The organism is Streptomyces sp. NPDC043726 (assembly GCF_056436565.1).
Genome location: NZ_JBWKCI010000009.1, coordinates 278,741 through 304,263 on the forward strand (window position 1 = coordinate 278,741; position 25,523 = coordinate 304,263).

Annotated in this window: 19 protein-coding genes; 14 read left to right on the top strand and 5 right to left on the bottom strand. The window is 72.2% G+C overall.

The genetic code is table 11. The annotated features are described in order from the left end of the window. Positions 1-210 precede the first annotated feature (210 nt). Complete coding sequence (locus tag AC068Z_RS26705; protein WP_478560536.1) at positions 211-1,776, bottom strand: CocE/NonD family hydrolase; 1,566 nt, start codon at positions 1,774-1,776, stop codon at positions 211-213. A 116-nt stretch (positions 1,777-1,892) separates the two neighbouring features. After that, complete coding sequence (locus AC068Z_RS26710) at positions 1,893-2,651, bottom strand: hypothetical protein (RefSeq protein ID WP_478560539.1); 759 nt, start codon at positions 2,649-2,651, stop codon at positions 1,893-1,895. 82 nt (positions 2,652-2,733) lie between these two features. Between AC068Z_RS26710 and ggt the strand changes: the two genes are divergently transcribed. Beyond that, entirely contained in the window at positions 2,734-4,533 is a 1,800-nt protein-coding gene (gene ggt / locus AC068Z_RS26715; protein WP_478560542.1) for a gamma-glutamyltransferase, read from the top strand. Here ggt and AC068Z_RS26720 read toward each other — a convergent pair whose 3' ends face one another. Then, positions 4,534-7,074 carry an ATP-dependent Clp protease ATP-binding subunit gene (locus tag AC068Z_RS26720; protein ID WP_478560545.1) on the bottom strand — a complete coding sequence of 847 codons (2,541 nt, stop codon included), beginning with the start codon at positions 7,072-7,074 and terminating at the stop codon, positions 4,534-4,536. It lies immediately after the preceding gene. A gap of 248 nt (positions 7,075-7,322) precedes the next feature. Between AC068Z_RS26720 and AC068Z_RS26725 the strand changes: the two genes are divergently transcribed. The 9 genes from AC068Z_RS26725 to AC068Z_RS26765 all read left to right on the top strand — a co-directional run bounded on the left by AC068Z_RS26725 (position 7,323) and on the right by AC068Z_RS26765 (position 18,822). Further along, entirely contained in the window at positions 7,323-7,574 is a 252-nt protein-coding gene (locus AC068Z_RS26725; protein WP_478560548.1) for a helix-turn-helix domain-containing protein, read from the top strand. A 129-nt stretch (positions 7,575-7,703) separates the two neighbouring features. Next, a complete protein-coding gene (locus AC068Z_RS26730) occupies positions 7,704-9,866 on the top strand; it encodes a hypothetical protein (RefSeq protein WP_478560551.1) in 2,163 nt (720 codons plus the stop codon). Between the two features lie 159 nt (positions 9,867-10,025). After that, a complete protein-coding gene (locus AC068Z_RS26735) occupies positions 10,026-10,868 on the top strand; it encodes a nitrilase-related carbon-nitrogen hydrolase (protein WP_478560554.1) in 843 nt (280 codons plus the stop codon). Further along, positions 10,865-12,154 carry an aspartate aminotransferase family protein gene (locus AC068Z_RS26740; protein WP_478560557.1) on the top strand — a complete coding sequence of 430 codons (1,290 nt, stop codon included), beginning with the start codon at positions 10,865-10,867 and terminating at the stop codon, positions 12,152-12,154. Before AC068Z_RS26735 ends, AC068Z_RS26740 begins: the two co-directional genes overlap by 4 nt. Before the next feature lie 12 nt (positions 12,155-12,166). Then, positions 12,167-13,708, top strand: coding sequence for a PucR family transcriptional regulator (locus AC068Z_RS26745; RefSeq protein WP_478560560.1), 1,542 nt, complete (start codon positions 12,167-12,169; stop codon positions 13,706-13,708). Positions 13,709-13,863: 155 nt separating this feature from the next. Beyond that, positions 13,864-14,706 carry a nitrilase-related carbon-nitrogen hydrolase gene (locus AC068Z_RS26750; RefSeq protein ID WP_285514726.1) on the top strand — a complete coding sequence of 281 codons (843 nt, stop codon included), beginning with the start codon at positions 13,864-13,866 and terminating at the stop codon, positions 14,704-14,706. A gap of 31 nt (positions 14,707-14,737) precedes the next feature. Next, positions 14,738-16,132 carry a dihydropyrimidinase gene (hydA, locus tag AC068Z_RS26755; protein ID WP_478560564.1) on the top strand — a complete coding sequence of 465 codons (1,395 nt, stop codon included), beginning with the start codon at positions 14,738-14,740 and terminating at the stop codon, positions 16,130-16,132. Between the two features lie 11 nt (positions 16,133-16,143). Beyond that, a complete protein-coding gene (locus AC068Z_RS26760) occupies positions 16,144-17,163 on the top strand; it encodes a TIGR03842 family LLM class F420-dependent oxidoreductase (RefSeq protein WP_478560567.1) in 1,020 nt (339 codons plus the stop codon). Positions 17,164-17,304: 141 nt separating this feature from the next. After that, entirely contained in the window at positions 17,305-18,822 is a 1,518-nt protein-coding gene (locus tag AC068Z_RS26765; protein ID WP_478560570.1) for an NCS1 family nucleobase:cation symporter-1, read from the top strand. Between the two features lie 19 nt (positions 18,823-18,841). Here the strand turns inward: AC068Z_RS26765 and AC068Z_RS26770 are convergent, their stop codons facing one another. Next, positions 18,842-19,510: a hypothetical protein gene (locus tag AC068Z_RS26770; RefSeq protein WP_478560572.1), complete on the bottom strand. Its 669-nt coding sequence runs from the start codon at positions 19,508-19,510 to the stop codon at positions 18,842-18,844. Positions 19,511-19,657: 147 nt separating this feature from the next. Next, positions 19,658-20,659: a carboxymuconolactone decarboxylase family protein gene (locus AC068Z_RS26775; protein ID WP_478560575.1), complete on the bottom strand. Its 1,002-nt coding sequence runs from the start codon at positions 20,657-20,659 to the stop codon at positions 19,658-19,660. Between the two features lie 167 nt (positions 20,660-20,826). Between AC068Z_RS26775 and AC068Z_RS26780 the strand changes: the two genes are divergently transcribed. The 4 genes from AC068Z_RS26780 (at position 20,827) to AC068Z_RS26795 (ending at position 25,437) form a co-directional block, all read left to right on the top strand. Continuing rightward, positions 20,827-21,921, top strand: coding sequence for a sensor histidine kinase (locus AC068Z_RS26780; protein WP_478560578.1), 1,095 nt, complete (start codon positions 20,827-20,829; stop codon positions 21,919-21,921). Beyond that, the gene (locus tag AC068Z_RS26785) at positions 21,918-22,583 is read left to right on the top strand and encodes a response regulator (RefSeq protein ID WP_478560581.1); all 666 of its coding nucleotides are present in this window, start codon (positions 21,918-21,920) and stop codon (positions 22,581-22,583) included. The genes AC068Z_RS26780 and AC068Z_RS26785 overlap by 4 nt, the downstream gene beginning before the upstream one ends. Before the next feature lie 93 nt (positions 22,584-22,676). After that, positions 22,677-24,497 (top strand): gamma-glutamyltransferase family protein, encoded by a 1,821-nt coding sequence (locus AC068Z_RS26790; protein WP_478560584.1) that lies wholly within the window; start codon positions 22,677-22,679, stop codon positions 24,495-24,497. A gap of 91 nt (positions 24,498-24,588) precedes the next feature. Beyond that, a complete protein-coding gene (locus tag AC068Z_RS26795; RefSeq protein ID WP_478560587.1) occupies positions 24,589-25,437 on the top strand; it encodes an inositol monophosphatase family protein in 849 nt (282 codons plus the stop codon). Positions 25,438-25,523: the final 86 nt, after the last annotated feature.

Sequence of the window (25,523 nt, forward strand, 5' to 3'; positions counted from 1 at the left end):
TGCCGCGTACCACACGTGTGTCCTCAAGCCCCGCCCACCGCCCCGGAAGTGCCGCGCGCCGAGCCTCGACTACGATGAGCGGTTCGTCCCCCTAAGGACACCGTGCCGGTCGAACAGGGGACGCTGCTGCCGGGGTTCGATCCCTCCGCGGCCCCTCGACCGCGGGGGGCAGCAGACACAGAGCCATACCCGCCCGGCGGCAGCCGGAGATCACTGCTCGCGCAACGGGACCGACACGTAACTCGGGTCGTTCGCCGGCGAGGAGAAGGTCAGCTGCGCGCCGGTCGGGTTGTGCTCGCCGTAGAGCGGGTCGACCGTGTCGACGACCAGGGCGAGCCGGTGCCCTGCCGGGACGTCGTAGGCCGTGGAGAACAGCTCCAGGTCGACGCCGAACGGCTTGCCGGGCGTACGTCCGTGGAAGGTGTACGGCGCGTTGCTGACCAGCTTGCCGAGGCCGAGCGGCCCCACGTCGTAGAGGTAGGCGACGAGGGTGCCGCTCTCCTCGGTCGGGGTGAGGGTGGTGTGCAACCGGGCCGTGCCGCGCACCCGTTGGGCCGTGGCGTACTTCTCCGACTGCCATACGGCCGCCCAGCGGCGGGGGAGCAGCGGGATGGACGCCGTCGGGGGCAGCTTGACGAACTGGTCGAGGAGGCCGGAGAGCAGCACGAGTCCGGCGTCCGCACCGGAGTTGACGTTCGCACGGATCGTGGTGGAGCCCGCCAGGGCGATCTTCCGGCTCGTCGCGCCGACCGACTTCCAGTCCGGGTAGCCCTCGTAGCCGCCGGTGGAACGGGACTTGAGCCGGACCGGCTGCTCCTGGTCGATGCCGTTGGCCTCGCCCTTGAGGTAGTGGTCGAACCAGCGCTCGGTGTCGGTCCACACGTCGTTGGGCAGTCCGAGCAGTCCGGTCAGCTCGGCGGTGGCGTGGTCGCCGGGGCGGAACTGCAGGCGCTTGGGGCCGGTGAGCTTCTCGTAGAAGTCCGCGTACTGGTTGGGCGGGAAGACCGAGTCGCCCCAGGCGTTGGCGAGCAGCACGGCGGGGGCGTTGGTGTTGAGCTGGTCCAGGTGGGTCGTGACTGAACGTTTCTTCCCCCAGGCGATCATCGCGTCCTCCTTGCTCAGGTCGGAGGACCGGAACGCGTCGAAGATCTCCCGGAGTTCGGCGCTCTGCCGGCCGGTGACCAGGCTCGCGCCGTCCAGCAGCGCGGCGGCCTGGGTGTGCTGGGTGCGGCCCGAGTAGATCGAGTCGATCAGGTCCGCCCACCCGCTGAGCGCGGCGACCGCTCTGACCCGTTCGTCCTGGGCGGCGGTGAGCAGGCTGATGCCCGCTCCGTACGACACCCCGCCCATGCCGATCCGGGCCGCGTCGGCCGGGGTGTGGGCGAGCGCCCAGTCGATCACCCGGGAGGCGTCGGCCACGTCGGGCGGTCCGGCCACTTCTATCTCGCCGCCGGACTGCCAGAAGCCGCGGACGTTGTAACTGACCACGATGTAACCGGAGTTGGCCAGCCGCTGGGCCTGGGCGAGGTACTCGACCTGGGGCATGCCCCAGCTCGTGGGGAACACCAGCAGCGGGAAGCGGCGCGAGCCGTCGGCGCCGGCCGGGGTGACGACGTTCGCCTTGAGCGTCGTACCGCCGTCGCCGCTGATGTCGACGAAGCGGACCCCTCCCGTCGACGCCGATGCCGATGCCGAGGTGACCGGGCCGATGCCCGCGACGAGGGTCGCCGAGACGATGCCCACGGCGGTGGCGCGCAGAGCCTTGCGATGTCCCACGGGTCACTCCTCACTCGTGTCAGTGCAAAGTGACCCGACGGTAACCGCGGGCTCTTACCGCAGGTAACCCGTCGGTAAGTTACGTGGGAGTAACGATTGTTGGCCTGTGAACGAATTCAGGAGGCGCGGTGCGAGTTGCGCGGAGCCTCCGTCACCGGCAGCGGCTGCTGGGCGGCCCGGGTCACGTCCGCCACCAGCTCCACCACGTCCGGGCCGTACGCCTGCGAGTTGACGACCTTCAGCAGCAGGACGAAGGAGTTGCCGCCGTGCTTGCGGGCGAGGCGCTCGTGGTTGCGGGCGAGATAGCGGGTGGCGGCCTGGTTGGTGATGGCCCGCTGGCCGCAGAAGAGGAACACCGGACGGGCCTCCCCCCGTTCGCCCACGGTGAGCCGGGCCAGCAGGACGTACTCGGTGACCCCCGCCTCCAGCCGGTAGCGCTCGCTGCCGATCTGGAAGGCGCCGCGGTCGGGGCCGGGTTCGGGGTCGATGTTGACGCGTATCCCGGGCAGCATCGCCGACATGTGGGCCAGCATGCGCCGGTTGGACCCCGGACCGCCCACACAGAACTCGGTGCGCTCACCGAAGCCCTGCTGCACACCGTCCTGGGTCACCATCTGCAGATGCGCCCCGCAGTCCTTGATCAGCGCGGCGAGCTCCAGCAGGGCGAACACGTCGAAGCGGTGCACCGCGGGCTCGGAGGTGGACGGGTCGCGGTTGACGACGAGCAGGGACTCCGAGTTCTCAGGCAGCCCGAAGAACGTCTGCTTGCGGCGGAGCTTGCGCCGCCACAGATAGGTACGGGCGATCCAGCCCAGTCCCGCGCTGATGGCCGCCGCCACCACGCCGAGGACGATGTTGCGCACGTCGTCATTCATGGGGGCGCATGGTAGCGGGTGCTCCTGACGGGGCCATGTCCATCCCCTAGGCTGCCTGAACGGTCCCTGGCTGGAGGTGCGGATGCGTCGTCCTGTCGTGCGCAAGCTGTCGGTCCTGGCGGTCTCGGCCGCCGTCGTGTCGGTGGGGGCGGCAGCGCCTCCCACCGCCGGGAGTACGGGAGTCGAGAAGGTCCCCCTCGCCGTCGGCTACGGCGGCGCCGTCGCCAGTGTCGACCCGGACGCCTCGGCCGCCGGCATCGAGGTGCTCAGGAAGGGCGGCAACGCCGTCGACGCGGCCGTCGCCACCGCCGCCGCGCTGGGTGTCACCGAGCCCTACTCCGCGGGCATCGGCGGAGGCGGCTACTTCGTCTACTACGACGCCGGGTCCCGTACGGTACGCACGATCGACGGCCGCGAGACCGCCCCGCTGAGCGCGGACTTTGGACTCTTCCTGGAGAACGGCACGGCGATCCCCTTCGCCGAGGCGGTCAGCAGCGGGCTGAGCGTCGGTACGCCCGGCACCCCCGCCACCTGGCAGCGGGCGCTGGACAAATGGGGGAGCAGAAGCCTCGGCACGCTGCTGAAGCCCGCCGAGCGGCTCGCCCGGGACGGGTTCACCGTCGACGAGACCTTCCGCGCCCAGACCGCCGCCAACGAGACCCGGTTCCGCTACTTCCCGGACACGGCGAAGCTCTTCCTTCCCGGTGGCGAACTGCCGGTCGTCGGCGCCACGTTCAAGAACCCCGATCTCGCCCGCACCTACGCCGAACTGGCGAAGAAGGGTGCCGGCGCGCTCTACCGCGGCGAACTCGCCGGGGACATCGTCGACACCGTCAACCACCCGCCCGTCGACCCCGCCTCCGGCTGGAAGGCCCGCCCCGGCGATCTCACCGCCCAGGACCTGGCCGCCTACCGCACCAGGCTGCAGGCGCCCACGAAGACCTCCTACCGCGGGCTCGGCGTCTACTCCATGGCCCCCTCCTCCTCCGGCGGCACCACCGTCGGCGAGGCCCTCAACATCCTGGAGAACACCGACCTGTCCGAGGCGAGCGAGACCCAGTACCTCCACCGCTTCATCGAGGCGAGCCGGATCGCGTTCGCGGACCGGGGGCGCTGGGTCGGCGACCCCGCCTTCGAGGACGTACCGACGAAGGAACTGCTGTCGCAGAAGTACGCCGACTCACGCGAGTGCCTGATCAAGGACGACGCGGTGCTGACGAGCCCGCTCGCGCCGGGCGACCCGCGTGATCCGGCGGCCTGCGGCGCGGGCGGTACGGCGGCGCCGACGACGTACGAGGGCGACAGCACCACCCATCTCACGGCGGCCGACAAGTGGGGCAACGTCGTCTCGTACACCCTCACCATCGAGCAGACCGGCGGCAGCGGCATCACGGTCCCGGGCCGTGGCTTCCTGCTCAACAACGAACTGACGGACTTCTCCTTTACCCCTGCCAACCCGGCCGTCCACGACCCGAACCTGCCCGGTCCGGGCAAGCGGCCGCGCTCCTCGATGTCCCCGACGATCGTTCTCGACGGACACGGCCGGCCCGTGGTGGCGCTGGGTTCGCCCGGCGGCGCGACCATCATCACCACCGTGCTGCAGACCCTCACCGGCTTCCTGGACCGGGGTCTGCCGCTGGTCGACGCCATCGCCGCGCCGCGCGCGAGCCAGCGCAACCAGACCACGACCGAGCTCGAACCGGGGCTGTGGAACAGCGAGGTGAGGACCCGGCTGGAGTCCATCGGGCACGGCTTCCGGCAGAACCCGGAGATCGGCGCGGCGACCGCCGTCCAGCGGCTGCCCGGCGGGAAGTGGCTCGCCGCCGCCGAGAAGGTCCGCCGGGGCGGCGGCTCGGCGATGGTCGTGCGCCCGGCGCCGTAGTCACAACTCGGGCGCGGGCATGGCCTCTGCCGTACGGAACGCCAGACGCCCGTCCTCGACGTCCACCGTCACCTGCCCGCTCGCCGCGACCCGGCCGTCCAGCAGCAGCCGCGAGAGCTGGTTGTCGACCTCGCGCTGGATGGTGCGGCGCAGCGGGCGGGCGCCGTACTCGGGCTGGTAGCCGCGCTCCGCGAGCCAGTCGACCGCGCGGTCGGTGAACTCGACCGTGACGTCCTGCGCGTGCATGAGCCGGCGCGTGCGGTCCAGCAGCAGGTTCGTGATCCGCCGCAACTGCTCCGGGTCGAGCTGGCGGAACACCACGATCTCGTCGATCCGGTTGAGGAACTCGGGCCGGAAGTGCTCCCGCAGCGGCCGCAGGATCCGCTCCCGCCGGGCCTCCTCGTCCGCCTCGTCCCCGCCCGCGCCGAAGCCGATCCCGGCCCCGCGCCGGGTGATCGCCTCCGCGCCGAGGTTGCTGGTCATGACGATGACGGTGTTGGTGAAGTCCACCGTGCGGCCCTGGGAGTCGGTCAGCCGGCCGTCGTCCAGGACCTGCAGCAGGATGTTGAAGACGTCCGGGTGCGCCTTCTCCACCTCGTCCAGCAGCAGCAGCGAGTACGGGTGCCTGCGCACCACCTCGGTGAGCTGTCCCGCCTCCTCGTGGCCGACGTAGCCGGGCGGGGCGCCCACCAGCCGGCTGACGGTGTGCCGCTCCTGGTACTCGCTCATGTCGAGCCGGACCATGCGCTCCTCGCTGCCGAACAGCGCCTCCGCCAGCGCCCGGGCCAGCTCGGTCTTGCCGACGCCGGTCGGGCCGAGGAAGAGGAAGCTGCCGATCGGCCGGTCCGGGCTGGCGAGCCCGGCCCGCGAGCGCATGACGGCGTCGGAGACCACGCGCACGGCCTCGTCCTGGCCGATGACCCGCTCGTGCAGATGCTGTTCGAGGCCCAGCAGCCGGTCCTTCTCCTCCTCGGTCAGACTGGCCACCGGGATGCCGGTCAGCCGGGACACGACCTCGGCCACGGCCTCCGCGGTCACCTGGAGGTTCTGCCCCTCGTCGGCCGCGCCGTCCCCGGCGGCGTCCGCGATCCGCTGCTTCAACTCCACGATGCGGTCACGCAGTTGAGTGGCCTGCTCGTAGCTCTCGTCCGCGACGGCCTGGTCCTTGTCCCGGGCCAGCTGCTCGACCTCGCGCTCCATGGCCCGCACGTCCGTGCCCTTGGTGCGCGAGCGCAGCCGCACCCGGGCGCCCGCCTGGTCGATCAGGTCGATCGCCTTGTCCGGCAGCCGGCGGTCGGTGAGATAGCGGTCGGACAGCTCCACGGCCGCGACCAGGGCCTCGTCGCTGTAGCGGACCTGGTGGTGGGCCTCGTAGCGGTCGCTGAGGCCGCGCAGGATCTCGATCGCGTCCGCGGGGGTCGGCTCGGGCACCAGGATCGGCTGGAAGCGTCGGGAGAGCGCCGCGTCCTTCTCGATCCGCCGGTACTCCTCCAGCGTGGTGGCGCCCACGATGTGCAGCTCGCCGCGGGCCAGGGCCGGCTTGAGGATGTTCCCGGCGTCCATCGAGCCGCCCTCGCCGCCGCCCCCGGCGCCGACGACGGTGTGCAGTTCGTCGATGAAGACGATCAGCCGGTCGGAGTGGGCGCGGATCTCGCCCACGATGTTGGTCATGCGCTCCTCGAAGTCGCCCCGGTAGCGGGTGCCCGCGACGACGCCGGTCAGGTCGAGCGCGACGACCCGCCGCCCGCTCAGCACGTCCGGGACGTCCCCGTCGGCGATCCGCTGGGCGAGGCCCTCCACGACGGCCGTCTTGCCGACGCCCGCGTCGCCGATCAGCACCGGGTTGTTCTTGCCGCGCCGGGAGAGCACCTCGATGGTCTGCTCGATCTCCTCCTCCCGTCCGATGACCGGGTCGATCCGGCCCTGACGGGCGAGCTCGGTGAGGTCGCGGCCGTACTTGTCCAGGGTCGGGGTGTCGGCGGAGCGGGGCCGCTCGGGCCGCTGCGCGGTGTCCTGGGCCTCCGGCGGCAGGCCGGCGGCGCCGAAGCGCGCCGAGTTCAGGATGTGCCCGGCGGCCGAGTCGGGGTTCGCCGCGAGGGCGCTGAGCACGTGCTCGGGGCCGATGTAGCCCGCTCCCCGGGCCCGGGCCAGGTCGTGGGCGTCCAGCAGGGCGCGCTTGGCGGCCGGGGTGAGGGACAGCGAGGTCGGCGGCGGGACCTCGCCCGGTGGGTGCTGGACGGGCCCGGAGCGCTCGTCGATCTCCGTGGCGAGGGAGTCGGGGTCCGCCCCGGCCCGGCTGATCAGGCTCCGGGTGGGCTCGGCGGAGACCGCGGCGCGCAGCAGGTGCTGGGTGTCGAGGTCCCGGCTGCCGTGCTCGGCGGCGTACTGGGCGGCGCCGCGGACGAGTTCCCTGGCGGGTTGGCTGAGCAGTTGGCCGATGTTGATCTGGCGGGGTCCCGGGCGGGGGCCGCCGAAGAATCGGGCGAGGAATTCGCCGAAGGGGTCCCCCTCCGGACCTTCCGGGAAGAAGCCGCTGGTCATCGGTACCGTACCTTCGCTGACGACGTACCGGAGTCGGGTAACCCGGACATGGGTGCGCTTATGTCAGGTTGGCATGGATGTCTTCGGTGGGCATGTGCAGGCGCCTGGTGAAGGGGGGGCTGGTGTGGTGTGGCGGGTGCGGCCTCGTCGCGGTGGTCGCGTGGTTCCCCGCGCCCCTTGTACGCGTCTGCGCGTCTCCACTTCGAGCTTTCGGGCGCCAATTTCTATACCGGTATTAGAATGGTGGCATGGTGCGCACCCCCCTGACCCCTGAAGAGCGCGAGCGCGGTGAGCGGCTCGGGCGCCTGCTCCGCGAGGCCCGCGGTGACCGCAGCATGGTGGAGATCGCGGCGAGCGCCGGTGTCTCCGCGGAGACGCTGCGCAAGATCGAGACCGGGCGGGCACCGACGCCGGCGTTCTTCACGGTGGCCGCGCTGGCGCGGGTGCTCGGTCTGTCGATGGACGAGCTGGCCGGGCTGTGCGCGCCGGTCGCCGCGTGAGCGTTCGCACGTCACGTTCCGGCAGGGCGGGCGTACTCTGCGTTCCGCCGGAAAACTCCCCGTAGCGTCCCCGTAACACGACTGGTGTTGCCTACGGACCGGAGTGCTCCGGTCTGGCGGGAGTTGCGCATGACTGTGGAACAACTCCCGGCTCGGGTACGGGAGTTCGCGAACTACCTGAACGGCCTGACGGCGCGCCTCGATCAGGGCGGCGGCTGGTGCGGGGTGTTCTGGCAGCGCGACCCGGACGGCATGCGGGCCTGCCTCGACGGGCGTGAGGTGCCGCCCTGGGACGTGGTGGAGGCGCTGCTGCAGGACCTCGCGGGCGAGTACGGCCCCGAGGCCGCGCGTGCCGAGGCGGAGGGGGCGCGGGCGCTGCACACGGCCGCGCTGCTGGCGTACGACAGCCGTCCCGGCGGCCGGGACGCCCTCGGTGACCGGCTGGACGTCATGCTCGGCGAGCAGCGGTACGCGGCGGAGCGGCAGACGGAACTGGGCCGGTCCCTGGCTGCGGCCGCCGACCCGGCCGAGGCGGAGGCCCTGCGCCTCGACCTCGCCTGGGCCCGCGACGACCACGCCCGTGCCACCGCACGCTGCGCCGAACTCAGGACCCGCATGACGGAGCTGGACCGCCGCGTGGCCGGCGGCGGGGCGACGGCGATACGACGAGAACGCCCCGGCCCCGGACCGGCCCTCACCGCCGAGCCGTCCACCACGGCCCCCGACACGGGACGAACCCCACCGACCCCCGCCTCGCCCCACTCGGAATCCGCTGCCACCGGGCCCGGCACCGACTTCCGGGCGGGAGGCGCCCTGGAGCAGGGCAGTGTGTTCCGGGCTGGGGTTACCCCGGGGTCGGACGCCGAGTTCCGGGCAGGCGGGGCCCTGGGGCGGGACGGCGAGTTCCGGGCGGGTGGCGCTCCGGGGCGGGACGGCGAGTTCCGGGCGGGTGGCGCTCCGGGGCGGGACGGCGAGTTCCGGGCGGGTGGCGCTCCGGGGCGGGACGCCGAGTTCCGGGCGGGAGGCTCCCCGGGACAGGACGCCGCGTTCCAGGCGGGAGGTGCCCTGGAGCAGGGCAGTGTGTTCCGGGCTGGGGGAACCCCGAGGCAGGACACCGCGTCACTGGCAGGCGGGCCCTGGGCGCCCCACGCCGGAGGCGATCCGGCCCGCGGCGCCGCGTTCCCGGCCGAACCGAACCCCATGCAGGGCGCCGCGTTCCCGGCCGAACGGAACCCCGTGCAGGGCGCCGCAGCCCCGGCTGGACGGAACCCCATGCACGGCGCCGCAGCCCCGGCCGTACAGAACCCCGCGCAGGACGCCGCAGCCCCGGCCGTATGGAACCCGGCGCAAGATCCCGCCCCCCGGACCGGCGGAGCCCCCGCCGGTCGTCTGTCCGAGACCTGGGCCCCGCAGACCGTGCCCCAAGCGTTCGCCGCCCCGCACGCCCCGGAGCCTCCGGCACCCCCCGCCCCGCACGCACCGGCACCCCCCGCCCCGCACGCCCCGCACGCACCGGCACCCCCCGCCGAGCCCCAGGCCCAGCCCCAACCCCCTGCCCCCAAACAGCGCAAGCGGCGGCGAGGTGGTGCCCGGTTCGCCGGGATGGTCGAGGAGGAGGGCGCGCCCGTCGTCGTGCCGCCCGTCGCCGTGCCGGTGCTGCCCGAGGCGCCGGCTCGGGGGCGCCGTAGCCCCAGAGGCGCCCGTTTCGCCGGGGCCGCCGAAGCCGTGGCACCGCAGGAGCCACGGGTGGAGAGCGCGGACGGGGGTGACCGGCGGGAGGTCGTGAGGGCCGTCGAGCGGCTGGTGCGGCTGCGCCACGAGGGGCGCAGCGGGGAGGCGCACGCGCTGCTCGCCGAGATCACGTACTCGTCCGCCGCGCGCTACCCGCTGCTCGCCGTGGAACTGCAGCGGGCCGGGCTCGGGGCGGACTGGGCCACGCTGCTGTGGGAGGCCGCCTCGCTGCCCGCCGACCGGCTCGTCGCGGCGGCGGACGCGCTGGTCGCCGCGGGCCGGGGCGCCGACGGGGAGCAGATCCTGCGGCAGGGCGTCGTCCGCCCCGCAGAGGAGATCGGGCGAGCCGTGCTGGCACTCGCCCACGAGGGGCGCCGGCGCGAGGTCCGCGCCCTGCTCGACGCCTACGTCCGGATCCGCACCCCCGAGGAAGCCGCTCGCAGCGTGGCCGCGGACCCGGTGACCCTCGTACCGTTGCTGCTGGAGGCCGCCCGAGGTGTCTCGGACGAGCGCCACTGGGACCTCGTCCACGCGCTGAGGGTCGCCGGATTCGCCGCCTGACCGGGTGGGGCCGATCACCCACAGGAGTGTGAAACCGGATCGACTCAGCGGGTTAATGGCGATGGTCTTGGCAAGCCCGTCCGGGAGGCTTACGTTCGTGCCTCTACGGCCTGCGTCTACGGGCGTAGAGGCTCTGACGTCCCGTCGAAGGAGCAGCTCATGGCCAACGTCGTCCGCGCCGCTCTGGTCCAGGCCACCTGGACCGGCGACACCGAGTCCATGGTGGCGAAACACGAGGAGCACGCCCGTGAGGCGGCCCGCCGGGGCGCCAAGGTGATCGGGTTCCAGGAAGTCTTCAATTCCCCCTACTTCTGTCAGGTCCAGGATCCGGAGCACTACCGCTGGGCCGAGCCCGTGCCGGACGGCCCGACCGTGCGCCGGATGCGCGAGCTCGCGCGCGAGACCGGCATGGTGATCGTCGTGCCGGTCTTCGAGATCGAGCAGTCCGGCTTCTACTACAACACCGCCGCCGTGATCGACGCGGACGGCTCCTACCTCGGCAAGTACCGCAAGCACCACATCCCGCAGGTCAAGGGCTTCTGGGAGAAGTACTACTTCAAGCCCGGAAACGCCGGCTGGCCGGTCTTCGAGACGGCGGTCGGCAAGGTCGGCGTCTACATCTGCTACGACCGGCACTTCCCGGAGGGGTGGCGACAACTGGGGCTCAACGGCGCCCAGTTGGTGTACAACCCGTCCGCGACGCATCGCGGCCTCTCCTCCTACCTGTGGCGCCTTGAGCAGCCCGCGGCGGCCGTCGCCAACGAGTACTTCGTCGCCGCGATCAACCGCGTGGGCGTGGAGGAGTACGGCGACAACGACTTCTACGGCACGTCGTACTTCGTCGACCCCCGCGGCCAGGTCGTGGGGGAGGTCGCGAGCGACAGCAAGGAGGAACTCCTCGTCCGCGACCTCGACTTCGACGTGATCGAGGAGGTCCGGCAGCAGTGGGCCTTCTACCGCGACCGCCGCCCCGACGCCTACGAAGGGCTGGTGCGGCCGTGACCGGAGACGATCTGCTGGGACGCCACCGCCGGGTGCTGCCCGACTGGCTCGCCCTCTACTACGAGGACCCGCTGGAGATCACCCATGGCGAGGGCCGCCATGTCTGGGACTCCGAGGGCAACCAGTACCTCGACTTCTTCGGCGGCATCCTCACCACGATGACCGCTCACGCGCTGCCCGAGGTGACGAAGGCGGTGAGCGAGCAGGCCGGGCGGATCATCCACTCCTCGACCCTGTACCTGAACCGCCCGATGGTCGAACTCGCCGAGTGGATCGCCCAGTTGTCCGGCATCCCGGACGCCCGGGTCTTCTTCACCACCTCCGGCACCGAGGCCAACGACACCGCGCTGCTGCTCGCCACCGCGTACCGGCGCAGCAACACGATCCTGGCCATGCGCAACAGCTACCACGGCCGTTCGTTCAGCGCGGTCGGCATCACCGGCAACCGCGGCTGGTCCCCGACCTCCTTGTCGCCGCTCCAGACGCTGTACGTCCATGGCGGGGTGCGCACGCGCGGTCCGTACGCCTCGCTGGACGACCGGGACTTCGTCGCGGCCTGCGTGGCGGACCTGGAGGACCTGCTCGGCCACACCCGGGCGCCCGCGGCCCTGATCGCCGAGCCCATCCAGGGCGTGGGCGGCTTCACCTCGGGTCCGGACGGGCTGTACGCGGCCTTCCGCGAGGTGCTGGCCGAGCGCGGCATCCTCTGGATCGCCGACGAGGTGCAGACCGGCTGGGGCCGTACCGGCGAGCACTTCTGGGGCTGGCAGGCACACGGCCAGAACGGCCCGCCGGACATCGTCACCTTCGCCAAGGGCATCGGCAACGGCACCTCCATCGGCGGGGTGATCGCCCGCGCGGAGATCATGAACTGCCTGGACGCCAACAGCATCTCGACCTTCGGCGGCACCCAGGTCACCATGGCCGCCGGCCTCGCCAACCTCACCTACCTCCTCGAACACGACCTCCAGGGCAACGCCCGGCGGGTCGGCGGGCTGCTCATCGAGCGGCTGCGGGCGGTCGCCGCGCAGGTGCCGCACGTACGGGAGGTGCGCGGGCGCGGACTGATGATCGGGATCGAGCTGACCCGGCCCGGCACCGACCAGGCCGACCCGGAGGCCGCGGCCGCCGTGCTGGAGGCGGCCCGCGCGGGCGGGCTGCTCATCGGCAAGGGCGGCGGCCACGACACCAGCGCCCTGCGGATCGCCCCGCCGCTGTCGCTGTCCGTCGCGGAGGCCGAGGAGGGTGCCGCGATCCTCGAACGCGCTCTGAGGAGCCTTCAGTAAGGGAACTCCGTCATGTCCACCACCTTGGAACCTGCCCTGTCGGTCCGTCAGGTCCTCAGCCTGGAGCGGGTGCTCGCCGGGGAGCCCGAGGTGGTGGCCGGGGCGGGGCAGCTCGACCGGCTCGTGCGCTGGGTCCATGTGGCCGAGGCCGCCGATGTCGGCGTGATGCTCAGCGGCGGCGAGATGGTGCTGACCACCGGGGTGCTGCTGGCCGGCGACGAGAGCGCGCAGGCCGAGTACGTGCAGTCCCTGCACCGCGCGGAGGCCGCGGCCGTGGTCCTCGGGCTCGGCCGCGCCTTCCCGGCCCCGCCGGAGGTGATGCGCCGGGCGGCCGAGCGGTGCGGGCTGCCCATGGTGGTGCTGCACCGTCCCTTCCCCTTCGCCGAGCTGACGGAGGAGGTGCAATCCCGGCTGGTGCGGCGGAAGTTCGCCGCGGTCAGCCTGTCGGAGTCGGTGCGGACCGCCCTCACGGGCCTGATCACCGCGGGCGCCCCGCTCCAGCGGCTGCTCGACGAGATCGCCCAGCACAGCGCCTGCCCGGTCGTCGTCACCAACCTCGCGCACCGCGTCCTCGCGACGGCCGGGGAACGCCCCGCCGTGGACGACGTGCTGCGCGACTGGGAGCGCATCGCCCGGCAGGCCGGCGGCAGCGAGGGCGACGGCTGGATCCGCGCCGAGCTGGGCGGCCGGGGCGAACGCTGGGGCCGGATCGTGCTGTGCGGGTACCGCGGGGACACCGCCACCGGACGGCTGCTGGCCGACCGGGCCGCCGAGGCCCTGGTGCTGCACCGCATGCTCGGCGGCAACTCCGCCTGCACCTGGGAGGAGCAGTCCGCGCAGAGCCTGCTGACCGACCTGGCCAGCGGGGTCGTACCGGCCAGGCAGCTGCTGCCGCGGGCGCGGGCGGCCGGACTGCCCGTCAACCGGCGGGCCTTCGTGCCGCTGGTGGTCCGGCACGGAGAACCCGCCCAGGTCGAGCGGGTGCTGCGGATGCTGGGCCTGTCCGGCATCGTCGCCGAACTCGCCGACCCGGTCACCGCCGTCCTGCTGAGCCTCGCCCGGGACCAGGACGCGGCCGTGCTCACCGCCAACTTCGCCGGCCGGCTGCGCGCGGAGGCGCCGCGCACGGTCGTGGCCGCCGCCGACCCCAGGGCCGCCTGGGACGACGTACCGGCTGGGCTCCGTGAGGCGCGGCATGTCGCCGACGCCGTGACGGACGCGCTCGACCTCCCCGTCGTGGTGCGCCTGCGGGACGTCCATCTGCGCGGCCTGGTGAGGCTGTTGCGGGACGACCCGCAGGTGCAGTCCTTCGCGGAGCGGGAGTTGGACGGGCTGCTCCGTGGCCCCGAGGAGGATCTGCTGGCGGTGCTGCGCACCTACCTCGCCACCGGCCGCAACAAGTCCCGCACCGCGCAACTCCACCATGTCTCCCGGCCGGCGCTGTACCGCCGGCTCGAGGCGATACAGGCCCGGCTCGGTGTGGACCTCGACGACTTCGAGCAGGCCGCCTCGGTGCACATCGCGCTGCTCGCCCACGACGCGCAACAGGGTTGAAACATGGCACGACCTGGGAAAACGGCGGTGAAACATGGGACCACGGCAGGGTGACACCGTGGCACGCCGGATGCCCGCGGACGTGACACGGTGCAACTCAAAGCAGGCTCGCGGACTTCCTAGTCTCGCTGCACACCGAGCGACCGGAGGTCCCGATGAGCCGAGTGATCCGTGCCGCCCTGTTCCAGACCGCGTGGACGGGCGACAAGGAGTCGATGATCCAGGTGCACGAGCAGGCGGCCCGCGACGCCGCCGCGCAGGGCGCCCAAGTCCTCTGCTTCCAGGAGCTGTTCTACGGACCGTACTTCTGCCAAGTGCAGGACAAGGCGTTCTACGAGTACGCCGAGCAGATCCCCGAGGGCCCGACCGTACGGCGCTTCCAGGCACTGGCGAAGGAGCTGGGCCTCGTCCTCGTGCTGCCGATGTACGAGGAGGAGCAGCCGGGCGTGCTGTACAACACCGCCGCGGTGATCGACGCGGACGGCTCCTACCTGGGCAAGTACCGCAAGACCCACATCCCCCAAGTGCAGGGATTCTGGGAGAAGTTCTACTTCCGCCCGGGCAACAGCGGCTGGCCCGTCTTCGAGACGGCCGTAGGGAAGATCGGCGTCTACATCTGCTACGACCGGCACTTCCCGGAGGGCTGGCGGGCGCTGGGTCTCGGCGGGGCCGAGATCGTCTTCAACCCCTCGGCCACCTCGCGCGGACTCTCCCGCTACCTGTGGCAGCTGGAGCAGCCGGCGGCGGCCGTCGCCAACGAGTACTTCGTGGGCGCGATCAACCGGGTCGGCGTGGAGGACCTCGGCGACAACGACTTCTACGGCACCACCTACTTCGTGGACCCGGAGGCCCAGTTCGTCGGCGAGGTGGCGTCGGACAAGGAGACCGAACTGGTCGTCCGCGACCTGGACCTGGCCAAGCTCCGCGAGGTCCGCGACCGCTGGCAGTTCTACCGCGACCGGGCGCCGGGTGCGTACACGCCGCTGACCGCGCCCTGACCGCACCGTCGACCCTTTGGAGGAGAGGGACATGAGCAGCCGTACCGTCATCACCGGCGGTCTCGTCATCACGGCGTCCGACGAGGTCCACGCCGACGTCCTGGTCGAGGACGGCCGGGTCGCCGCCCTCGCCGTGCCCGGTACGCAGAGCTGGAGCGCGGACCGCGAGATCGACGCCACCGGGAAGTACGTCATCCCGGGCGGGGTCGACGCCCACACCCACATGGAGCTGCCGTTCGGCGGCACCTTCGCCTCCGACACCTTCGAGACCGGCACCCGGGCCGCCGCCTGGGGCGGTACGACGACCATCGTGGACTTCGCCGTGCAGAGCGTCGGGCACAGTCTGCGCGAGGGCCTGGACGCCTGGCACGCCAAGGCCGAGGGCAACTGCGCCATCGACTACGGCTTCCACATGATCGTCTCGGACGTGAACCAGGACACGCTCAAGGAGATGGACCTGCTGGTCGAGGAGGGCGTCACCTCCTTCAAGCAATTCATGGCCTACCCGGGCGTCTTCTACTCCGACGACGGCCAGATCCTGCGGGCCATGCAGCGCTCCGCCGAGAACGGCGGCCTGATCATGATGCACGCCGAGAACGGCATCGCGATCGACGTCCTGGTGGAGCAGGCGCTGGCGCGCGGGGAGACCGATCCGCGCTACCACGGCGAGGTCCGCAAGGCCCTGCTGGAGGCCGAGGCCACGCACCGCGCGATCAGACTCGCCCAGGTCGCGGGCGCCCCGCTGTACGTCGTGCACGTCTCGGCCATGGAGGCGGTGGCCGAGCTGGCGCGGGCGCGCGACGAAGGACTGAACGTCTTCGGCGAGACCTGCCCGCAGTATCTGTTCCTGTCCACCGACAACCTCGCCGAGCCCGACTTCGAGGGCGCGAAGTACGTGTGCAGCACGCCCCTTCGTCCCCGGGAACACCAGGCCAAGCTCTGGCAGGGCCTGCGGACCAACGACCTCCAGGTCGTCTCCACCGACCACTGCCCGTTCTGCTTCGTCGGCCAGAAGGAGCTGGGCCGCGGCGACTTCTCCAAGATCCCCAACGGCCTGCCGGGTGTGGAGAACCGCATGGACCTGCTCCACCAGGCCGTCGTCGACGGGCACATCTCCCGCCGCCGCTGGATCGAGATCGCCTGCGCGACCCCGGCCCGGATGTTCGGGATGTACCCGAAGAAGGGCACGATCGCGCCGGGCTCGGACGCGGACATCGTCATCTACGACCCCGGGGCCGAGCAGGTCATCTCGGCCGAGACCCACCACATGAACGTCGACTACTCGGCCTACGAGGGCAAGCGCCTGACCGGCCGGGTGGAGACGGTCCTCTCGCGCGGCGAAGTCGTCATCAGCGAGCGGGAGTACACCGGCCGCGCCGGGCACGGGGTCTACACCCCCCGCTCCACCTGTCAGTACCTGAACTAGGAGTGGCGCACATGGACTTCGGACTCGTCCTGCAGACCGACCCGCCGGCCTCGAAGGTCGTCAGCCTGATGAAGCGCGCCGAGCGCAACGGCTTCACGCACGGCTGGACCTTCGACTCGGCCGTGCTCTGGCAGGAACCGTTCGTGATCTACAGTCAGATCCTCTCCAACACCACCAGGCTGACCGTCGGCCCGATGGTCACCAACCCGGGCACCCGCACCTGGGAGGTCACCGCCTCCACCTTCGCCACCCTCAACGACATGTTCGGCAACCGCACGATCTGCGGCATCGGCCGCGGCGACTCCGCCATGCGGGTGGCGGGCCGCAAGCCCAACACCCTCGCCCGGATCAGCGAGGCCATGAAGGTCATCCGCGCCCTCGCCCGCGGCGACGAGGCCGACCTCGGCGGTACGGTCGTCCACTTCCCGTGGATCAGGGAGGGCGCCGAACTCCCCGTCTGGATGGCGGCTTACGGCCCGAAGGCGCTGAGGATGACCGGCGAGGAGGCCGACGGGTTCATCCTCCAGCTCTCCGACCTGTACCTGACCGAGTACATGGTCAAGGCGGTGAAGGACGCGGCCGTCGCCGTCGGCCGTGACCCGTCCGACGTGAAGATCTGCGTCGCCGCCCCCGCCTACGTCACCGAGGACGACTCGCCCGAGGCGCTCGCCCACGCGCGGGAGCAGTGCCGCTGGTTCGGCGGGATGGTCGGCAATCACGTGGCCGACCTGGTGGCGAAGTACGGCGAGCACTCGGCCGCCGTACCCGAGGAACTCACCGCCTACATCAAGGCGCGGGAGGGCTACGACTACTCCCACCACGGCCGTGCCGACAACCCCGACACCGCCTTCGTGCCCGACGAGATCGTCGACCGGTTCTGTGTCATCGGGCCGGTGGAGAAGCACATCGAGAAGCTGACCGCGCTGCGTGAGCTGGGCGTCGACCAGTTCGCCGTGTACGACATGCACGACGCCCAGGAAGCCGTCATCGACGCGTACGGGGCTCGGGTCATCCCCGCCCTCAACGGCTGAACACCCGCCTGAGAAAACCCTTTTGAGCTCCCCCTCCCCGCCGTCCCGGGGAGGGGGCCCAGGGCGCTTGTTCCGGAGCGCACCCCCCTCGGCGCCACCCGCACGGCCTTTCCCGTCCCACCGTCCCTGATTGGCCTGCCCATGACCGACACCGCTCCCACGGCGATACCGCCGTCCTCCCAAGTCACCCTCGCCGACGGCCGGGTGGAGCTCGCCCCGGGGTCCCCGCCGCCCAGCGGCCGCTACGCCAACGACGACCTGCTCCCGGTCCCGGTGGAGAAGCGGACCTGGACCACGTACAACTTCTCCGCGCTCTGGGTCGGCATGGCCCACAACACGGCCTCCTGGACCCTGGCTTCGGGTCTGATCGCGGTCGGCATGGACTGGAAGCAGGCGGTGCTGACCATCGCCCTGGCCAATGTGATCGTGCTGGTGCCGATGCTGCTCACCGGGCACGCGGGACCGAAGTACGGCATCCCGTTCCCGGTGTTCGCCCGTGCCTCCTTCGGCATCCGCGGCGCCAACCTGCCTGCTTTCGTACGGGCGTTGGTGGCGTGCGGCTGGTTCGGGATCCAGACCTGGATCGGCGGCGAGGCGATCTTCTTCCTGGCCGGGAAGCTCATCGGCGACGGCTGGGCGGACGCCGGGAAGATCGGCGGGTACGCCTGGACCATGTGGCTGTCCTTCGCGATCTTCTGGGCGATCCAGGTCGCGATCATCTACCGGGGCATGGAGACCATCCGCCGGTTCGAGAACTGGGCGGCGCCCTTCGTGCTGGTCGGGGCCTTCGTGATGCTCTGGTGGATGAGCGACAAGGCCGGCGGCTTCGGCCCGCTGCTGGACCAGCCCTCCAAGCTCGGCTGGGGGAGCGACTTCTGGGCCCTGTTCTGGCCGTCCCTCATGGGCATGATCGGCTTCTGGTCCACGCTCTCGCTGAACATCCCGGACTTCACCCGGTACGGCAAGAGCCAGAAGGCGCAGACCTGGGGCCAGGCCCTGGGGCTGCCCACGACGATGACGTTGTTCGCGTTCCTGTCGGTGATGGTCACCTCCGGCTCGGCGGCCGTGTACGGCGAGCCCATCTGGGACCCGGTGCAACTGGCCGCCAAGACCGACAACGTGGTCGGACTGCTCTTCGCCCTGGTGACCGTGCTGGTGGCGACCCTGTCGGTGAACATCGCCGCCAACCTGGTCTCGCCGGCCTTCGACTTCTCCAACATCGCGCCACGGAAGATCAGTTTCCGCACCGGCGCCCTCGCGACCTGCGTGCTCGGGGTGCTGATCTTCCCGTGGAAGCTGTACTCCGACCCCCAGGGCTACATCTTCACGTGGCTCGGCCTGGTCGGCGGTCTCCTCGGCACGGTCGCGGGCATCCTCATCGCCGACTACTGGCTGCTGCGCCGCGCCCGCCTCGATCTGACCGACCTGTACCGCGCGGGCGGCCGTTACTGGTACGAGGGCGGCTGGAACTGGCGGGCCGTCGTGGCCTTCGTGGCCGGAGGCGTCCTGGCGATCGGCGGGGCGGACTTCGATCCGCTGATCGACGGCACCCCCGTCCCGGCGCTGTCGTCCCTGGCGGACTACGGCTGGGCGGTGGGCCTGGGCACCTCGATGGTGCTGTATCTCGTGCTGATGCTGGCGCGCGGACGCCGGGAGTGACAGGGACGCTGGGGGACGGTCAGCCCTTCTGCCCGTCCTCCAGCGCCGCGACAGCTGCCTTCGCGGCCTGGATGGCACCCTTGTTGATCTCGTCCGAGCTGGGCGCCTCCTTCGTCTCGAAGTCGCTGCCGTTGTACGTGACGACGACCAGCGCGTTGGCCACCCGGGCCAGCACGACGCCCTCGCGGGTCTTCTGCTCGTCCTCGGTGGTCAGGTTCACCACCGAGTAGCCCGCGTCACCGAGACCGGGTACTTCCCCGCCGCCGCTCTTGTCCTCGACGCGCCCCTCGTACGACTTCTGTGCCGCTTCGTCCGATTCCGTGATCTCGAAGGAGACGTCGAGCCAGCGGTAGTCGTACCCCTTGAGGGCGTTCCAGGAGCAGGTGCGGCGCAGGTCGGTGTCGGTCGACGGGATCTCCTTGCCCGCGGACTTGGCGCCCGGGACGAGCGAGCCGACCGTCTTGGCGGGGACGCTGTCGCAGGGTGCCGGAGCGTCGGTGTACGTCTTCGACGCGGCCGAGGTCGAGGGCGCCGAGGCGGACTGCTTCTCCGTCTTCTCCTGTGCCTGGGGCTTGGCCTCCGGTGTCGCGGCGAACGGACCGGACGTCAGCGCCCAGCCCGCCACGGCGAGTACCACGACGGGGGAGAGGCGGGCGGTGAGGGTGAGCGGCAGGGAAAGGGGACGCACGGCGCACATTTCGTGGGGGACGGTGCGGAGGAGTCCGCACTGCGGACGGGACCGCAGTGTTGCACGACTCCCTGTGGGGCGGAAGTGTCAATTCCCTCCGTGCATGGGCGGTGACTCTGGCTCACCGCCCGCGCGCTGTATGCCCCGCTATGTCCGTGCGATCGGCCGGCTCATCGCGGACTCGATCCGGTCGACGGCGGTGAACGCCCCGTACGCCACGAGGTGCACCAGACAGTGGTCGGTGTGCTCGGGGCGCCGCCAGGCCGCCACGTCCTCGTCGGTGATCCGGTACGGCGCCAGCGCCGCAAGCAGTGCGAGCCGCGCCCCCGGCCGTTCCCGACGGTCCGGGATGCCCTCCAGGCCGAGACCCGGGTGCCGCCCGTCCCAGTGCCACATCGTCTCCAGTACGACGGCCTGGTCGTCCGCGTCGAGCACATCGGCGCCCGCCATCGCGGCCCTCAGCAGCGCCGCGTACGCCGGTCCCACGGCGGTGTCGCCCGCCCACGCGGGGGCCTCGCCGGGGTCGGTCCGGTCCAGCAGCGCCAGGGAGTCGCCGGGCACCGCGGGGCGGCGCACGGTCCTGGCGAGCGTGCGGCCCGCGAGACTGCGGACCACCCGGAGGCGCTGGGCGTTGCCCGGCAACAGCTTCTCGGTCAGCAGCGCCGAGACGATCCGGTTGATGAAGTGGAACGAGAGCGCGGTGCCGAGGTAACCGGGGGCGTGCTCGCGCGGGAAGGGGTACGGCTGCCTGGTCGGGCTCGGCACCCGGGTCCGCTTGCCCCAGTCCAGCACGCGCGCGTGCTCCTCGTCGTCCGGTCGCTCGCCCCGCGCGAGGCGCTCGGCGAGGGCGTGGTCGCCGGTGGCGTGCAGCAGCACGGTGTGGGCGTCCACGCAGAACGGGCACTGGTTGGCCTGTGACACCCCGAAGGCCGCGATCTCCTTGCCGGTGCGGTCGCCGGGGCCCGCGATCAGGGACTCGCGCATCAACGCCCACGTGGCCGTGAGGAGTTCCGGTGCCGAGGAGAGCACCACGAAGGTCACCGGTTCGTCGATGCCGAAGTCACGGGCCATCTGCTCGTACGCCTCGGCGACGCGTCCGGTGGCCGCCTTGGGCGGCTGGGGCCGGGTGTAGCGGAAGGGTGAGGTCATGGGCAGCAGCGTGCTCCGGGGGAGGGGGCCGGGTCGTCGTACGGCCGAAGGGAGTTGACGCTGCGCCGGCCGGGCGGCCGGGGACGCGGCACTACTACGCGGGGAGTACTCCCGGAGTTGTCCACAGGGCTGACGCCGGTGTCGGCGGATGCGTCTACTGTGCGGTCATGAGCGGGATCCCGGGCACACGCAGGCATCTCGCCGACGCGGCCCTGGCGGCCGTGGTCGGCGCCCTCGTGCTGACCACGGCCGCCCTCGACGCCGACACGGCCGCCGTGGACTACGTGCTCATCGTCGTGAGCTGCGCGGCACTGGGCTTCTACCGGCCGGCCCCGCGGGCCGTGCTGGCCGTGACGACCCTCGGCGGCGCCGCGTACGTGCTGCACGCCGAGCCCGGAACCCTGGCCGCCCTTCCCGTCATCGGCGCGGTGCACACCGCGGCCCGGGTCGGGCACCGGGCGCTCGCGGCGGCGGGCGGCGCGGTGTTCCTGGCGGCGTACGCGGTGACCGGCCCCGGCACGGCGGAGAAGTCCGCGCTGCTCGCGGGCTGGCTCCTGTGCGCGGTGGTGACCGGGCTCGCGGACCGCAACTGGCAGGCCTACCTGCGCCAGACCGAACAGCGTGCCCTGGAGGCGGAGCGCACCCGGGAGGAGGCCGCCCTGCGCCGCGCGGGAGAGGAACGCCTGCGCATCGCCCGGGAGTTGCACGACTCCCTCACCCACAGCATCTCGATCGTCAAGCTCCAGGCGGGCGTCGCCGTCCATCTCGCGCGCAAGCGGGGCGAGGAGGTGCCGCCCGCCCTGCTGGCCATCCAGGAGGCGAGCGGGGAGGCGATGCGCGAACTGCGGGCGACGCTGGAGGTGCTGCGCACGGACGAGCCGACCGGCACCCCGGCGCTCCTGGTGGAGCGGGCCCGGGCGGCGGGCCTGGCCGCCGAGCTGGCGGTGACCGGGGACGAACGCCCGCTGCCCGCGACCATGGACCGGGCGGTGTACCGCATCGTGCAGGAAGCGCTCACCAACGCGGCCCGGCACGCGGGACAGGCGAAGGTCCGCGTCGAACTCGCCTACGACGACGAGCGGCTGACGATACGGGTGGAGGACGACGGCAACGCGTGCCCGGACCGACCGCCCGTGCCCGGCATCGGCCTGACCGGCATGCGGGAACGCGTCACGGCCCTCGGCGGCACCCTGCACACGGGCCCGCGCGCGGAGGGCGGGTTCGCGGTGCGGGCGGAACTGCCCCTGGGAGGCGCCGCGTGATCAGGGTGGCGCTGGTCGACGACCAGGCGTTGATGCGGGCCGGGTTCCGGGCGCTGCTGGAGGCCGAGGACGGCATCGAGGTGGTCGGGGAGGCGGCCGACGGGGAGCGGGGTGTGGCCCTCGTCCGCTCCGAAGTGCCGGACATCGCGCTGATCGACGTACAGATGCCGGTGATGACGGGCATCGAGGCGACCCGCGCCATCGCCGCCGACCCGGCCCTGGCGGCGGTCCGCGTCGTGATGCTCACCAACTACGGCCACGACAGCTACGTCTTCGAGGCGCTGCGCGCGGGCGCGAGCGGCTTCCTGCTGAAGGACACCGAACCGGCCGACCTGCTCCAGGCGATCGAGGTCGTGGCGCGCGGCGAGGCGCTGCTGTCCCCGTCGGTCACCCGCACCCTCATCGGCGAGTTCGTCGCCCGCCCGCCGGACCGGGCGACGGCACCCGGCCTGGAGTGCCTGACCCGACGCGAACGCGAGGTGACGGCCCTGGCCGCGCGGGGACTCAGCAACGAGGAGATCGCCGAGCACATGGTGATCAGCCCCTTCACCGCCAAGACCCACGTCAGCCGCGCCATGACCAAACTCGGCGCCCGCGACCGCGCCCAACTGGTCGTCTTCGCCTACGAGTCCGGACTGGTGACGGCGCGGGGCGGGAACTGACCAGGGGCGATTCGAGTCGCCGCGAACTGCCCCGGGGCGAACCGACCCACGTACGATCGCACGACCGCCCGCCGTGCAGCGAAGGAGCCGCCCGTGTTCACCAGCCGCCCCACGCTCCAGGGCACCTTCGGCATGGTGTCCTCCACCCACTGGCTGGCCTCCCAGTCGGCGATGGCGGTCCTGGAGAACGGCGGCAACGCCTACGACGCCGCCGTGGCCGGAGCGTTCGTGCTCCACGTCGTCGAACCGCACCTGAACGGACCGGCCGGCGAGGTCCCGATCCTGCTCGCCCCGGCGGGCGGCGAGGTACGGGTGCTGTGCGGCCAGGGCGTCACCCCGGCCGGCGCGACCGTCGCGCACTACCGGGGCCTCGGCCTGGACCTGGTCCCCGGCACCGGGCCCCTCGCCGCCGCCGTGCCCGGCGCCTTCGACGCCTGGATGCTGCTGCTGCGCGACCACGGCACCAAGTCCCTGGCCGAGGTCCTCTCGTACGCGATCGGATACGCCGAACACGGGCACGCGCCCGTGGAGAACGTCGGCGCCACCGTCGAGGCCGTACGGGAGCTGTTCGAGACGGAGTGGACGTCGTCGGCGCGGGTCTACCTGCCGGACGGCGAGCCGCCGCGCCCCGGCCGCCTCTTCCGCAATCGCGACCTCGCCGTCACCTGGAAGCGCCTGCTCGCCGAGGTGGCCGGAGCGGGTGACCGGGAGGCCGAGATCGAGGCGGCCCGAGCGGTGTGGCGCACCGGATTCATCGCCGAGGCACTTCTGCGGCAGGTCCGGCGGCCCACCCTGGACACCAGCGGCGAGCGCCACACCGGCACGCTCACCGGCGACGACCTCGCCGGCTGGTCCGCGACGTACGAGGCGCCGGTGACGTACGACTGGAACGGCTGGACGCTGTGCAAGGCCGGACCCTGGAGCCAGGGCCCGGTGCTGCTGCAGCAGCTCGCGCTGCTCCCCGCCGAGCTGCCGCCCTGCGGCTCCGCCGACTACGTCCACCTGCTGGTCGAGGGCTGCAAGCTCGCCATGGCCGACCGGGAGGCCTGGTACGGGGACGCGGCCGAGGTGCCCCTCGGCGAGCTCCTGTCCGACGAGTACAACGCGGCCCGCCGCGCTCTCATCGGCGACAAGGCGTCCCACGAACTGCGTCCCGGCGGCCCGGGTGGCCGGACGCCTCGAGTGAGCGCGCACGCGCGCGTGGTAATCGACGACGGCCTGTCCGCACCGGGCGCCGGTGAGCCCACGGTCGCGCGGCACCCGACCTCGCCGGTGCCGGGGGAGCCCGCGGTGGGCGGCGACGGCGCCACGCGCGGGGACACCTGCCATCTCGACGTCGTCGACCGCTGGGGCAACATGATCGCCGCCACCCCGAGCGGTGGCTGGCTCCAGTCCAACCCCGTCGTGCCCGAACTGGGCTTCCCGCTGGGCACCCGCCTGCAGATGACCTGGCTGGAGGAGGGCCTCCCGGCCTCGCTCACCCCCGGCCGCCGCCCGCGCACCACCCTCTCCCCGACCCTCGCCCTGCGCGACGGGGAGCCGGTCCTGGCGTTCGGCACGCCCGGCGGCGACCAGCAGGACCAGTGGCAGCTGCACTTCTTCCTGGCGGTCGCGCTGCGCGAGAGGGTGCGCGGGAGCCTGGATCTCCAGGGCGCCATCGACGCCCCGAACTGGCACAACGACAGCTTCCCCGGCTCCTTCTACCCGCGCGGGATGCGGCCGGGCAGCGTCACGGTGGAGTCGCGCACGGACCCCGGGGTGATCGAGGAGCTGATCCGGCGAGGCCACCGGGTGACCCTGGGCGAGCCCTGGTCGGAGGGGCGGCTGTGCGCGGTGGCGCGCGATCCGCTGACGGGGGTGCTGTCGGCGGGCGCCAACCCCCGGGGCATGCAGGGGTATGCGGTGGGGCGGTAGAGCTTGCGGCGAATCCGCGTATTCACGCCCATTCCACCCGGCGTACACCCACCCGGCGGGGATTGTCAGTGCGGCATGCTCTCATGGAGACATGATCGTAGACACGGAAACCATCGACGAGTTTCTCGCTCGGCGCTCCTCCGACGTGGAGGCAGCCGTCCGTCGGGCCGCCGCTCAGGAGATCATGCCGCGCTGGCGCAGGCTCGCCGCGGACGAGGTCGACCAGAAGAGCGGACCGCACGACCTGGTGACGGACGCGGACCGCAAGGCCGAGCTGTACCTCACCGAGGCGCTCGGCGCGCTGCTGCCCGGCTCCGTCGTGGTGGGCGAGGAGGCGGTGCACGCCGACCCCGCGAGCTACGACGCGCTCCAGGGCGATGCGCCGGTCTGGATCGTCGACCCCGTCGACGGCACCCGCCAGTTCGTGCGCGGCGAGACCGGCTTCTGCACCCTGGTCGCGCTGGCCCGCGGCGGCGAACTCCTCGCCTCCTGGACCTACGCTCCCGCCCGCGACCAACTGGCCACCGCGGTCCGCGGCCAGGGCGCCTGGCTCGACGGCGAGCGCCTGCGCTCCGGCTCCCCGGACCCGTCCCGCGACCTCCGCGTCGCCACCTCCCACCCCGACTACACCACCGACGCCCAGAAGCAGGCCCTGCTCGGCCTGTGGACGGACGGCGTGGCACCGCGCGCCTGCGGCTCGGCGGGCCTCGAGTATCTGGACGTCGCCCGGGGCGAGTTGGACGCGGTCGCCTTCAGCTGGGAAGCGGCCTGGGACCACGCGGCGGGCCTGCTCCTGGTGGAGGAGGCGGGCGGCGCCCACCTGACCCTCACGGGCGAACCGTTCCGGATAACCGGGGGCAACGCGTTGCCGTTCACGGCGGCGAGGGACGAGGCGACGGCGGCGCGAATACGGCGACTTCTCCGGCGAGCGGCGGACTGACCCACCAGGGGCGCGGGGAACCGCGCGATCAGCCCCGGCCGCGCCGCACCCGCGATACATCCGCCCGCCCCGAGTCATTGGGCGCA

Bases quoted from the DNA above. Each gene is read 5' to 3' on its own strand.
- AC068Z_RS26795 (WP_478560587.1), top strand. From the start codon at position 24,589: ATGATCGTAGACACGGAAACCATCGACGAGTTTCTCGCTCGGCGCTCC.
- AC068Z_RS26760 (WP_478560567.1), top strand. From the start codon at position 16,144: ATGGACTTCGGACTCGTCCTGCAGACCGACCCGCCGGCCTCGAAGGTC.
- AC068Z_RS26710 (WP_478560539.1), bottom strand. From the start codon at position 2,651: ATGAATGACGACGTGCGCAACATCGTCCTCGGCGTGGTGGCGGCGGCC.
- AC068Z_RS26750 (WP_285514726.1), top strand. From the start codon at position 13,864: ATGAGCCGAGTGATCCGTGCCGCCCTGTTCCAGACCGCGTGGACGGGC.
- hydA (WP_478560564.1), top strand. From the start codon at position 14,738: ATGAGCAGCCGTACCGTCATCACCGGCGGTCTCGTCATCACGGCGTCC.
- AC068Z_RS26780 (WP_478560578.1), top strand. From the start codon at position 20,827: ATGAGCGGGATCCCGGGCACACGCAGGCATCTCGCCGACGCGGCCCTG.
- AC068Z_RS26745 (WP_478560560.1), top strand. From the start codon at position 12,167: ATGTCCACCACCTTGGAACCTGCCCTGTCGGTCCGTCAGGTCCTCAGC.
- AC068Z_RS26720 (WP_478560545.1), bottom strand. From the start codon at position 7,074: ATGACCAGCGGCTTCTTCCCGGAAGGTCCGGAGGGGGACCCCTTCGGC.
- AC068Z_RS26775 (WP_478560575.1), bottom strand. From the start codon at position 20,659: ATGACCTCACCCTTCCGCTACACCCGGCCCCAGCCGCCCAAGGCGGCC.
- AC068Z_RS26730 (WP_478560551.1), top strand. From the start codon at position 7,704: ATGACTGTGGAACAACTCCCGGCTCGGGTACGGGAGTTCGCGAACTAC.
- AC068Z_RS26765 (WP_478560570.1), top strand. From the start codon at position 17,305: ATGACCGACACCGCTCCCACGGCGATACCGCCGTCCTCCCAAGTCACC.
- AC068Z_RS26735 (WP_478560554.1), top strand. From the start codon at position 10,026: ATGGCCAACGTCGTCCGCGCCGCTCTGGTCCAGGCCACCTGGACCGGC.
- ggt (WP_478560542.1), top strand. From the start codon at position 2,734: ATGCGTCGTCCTGTCGTGCGCAAGCTGTCGGTCCTGGCGGTCTCGGCC.
- AC068Z_RS26725 (WP_478560548.1), top strand. From the start codon at position 7,323: ATGGTGCGCACCCCCCTGACCCCTGAAGAGCGCGAGCGCGGTGAGCGG.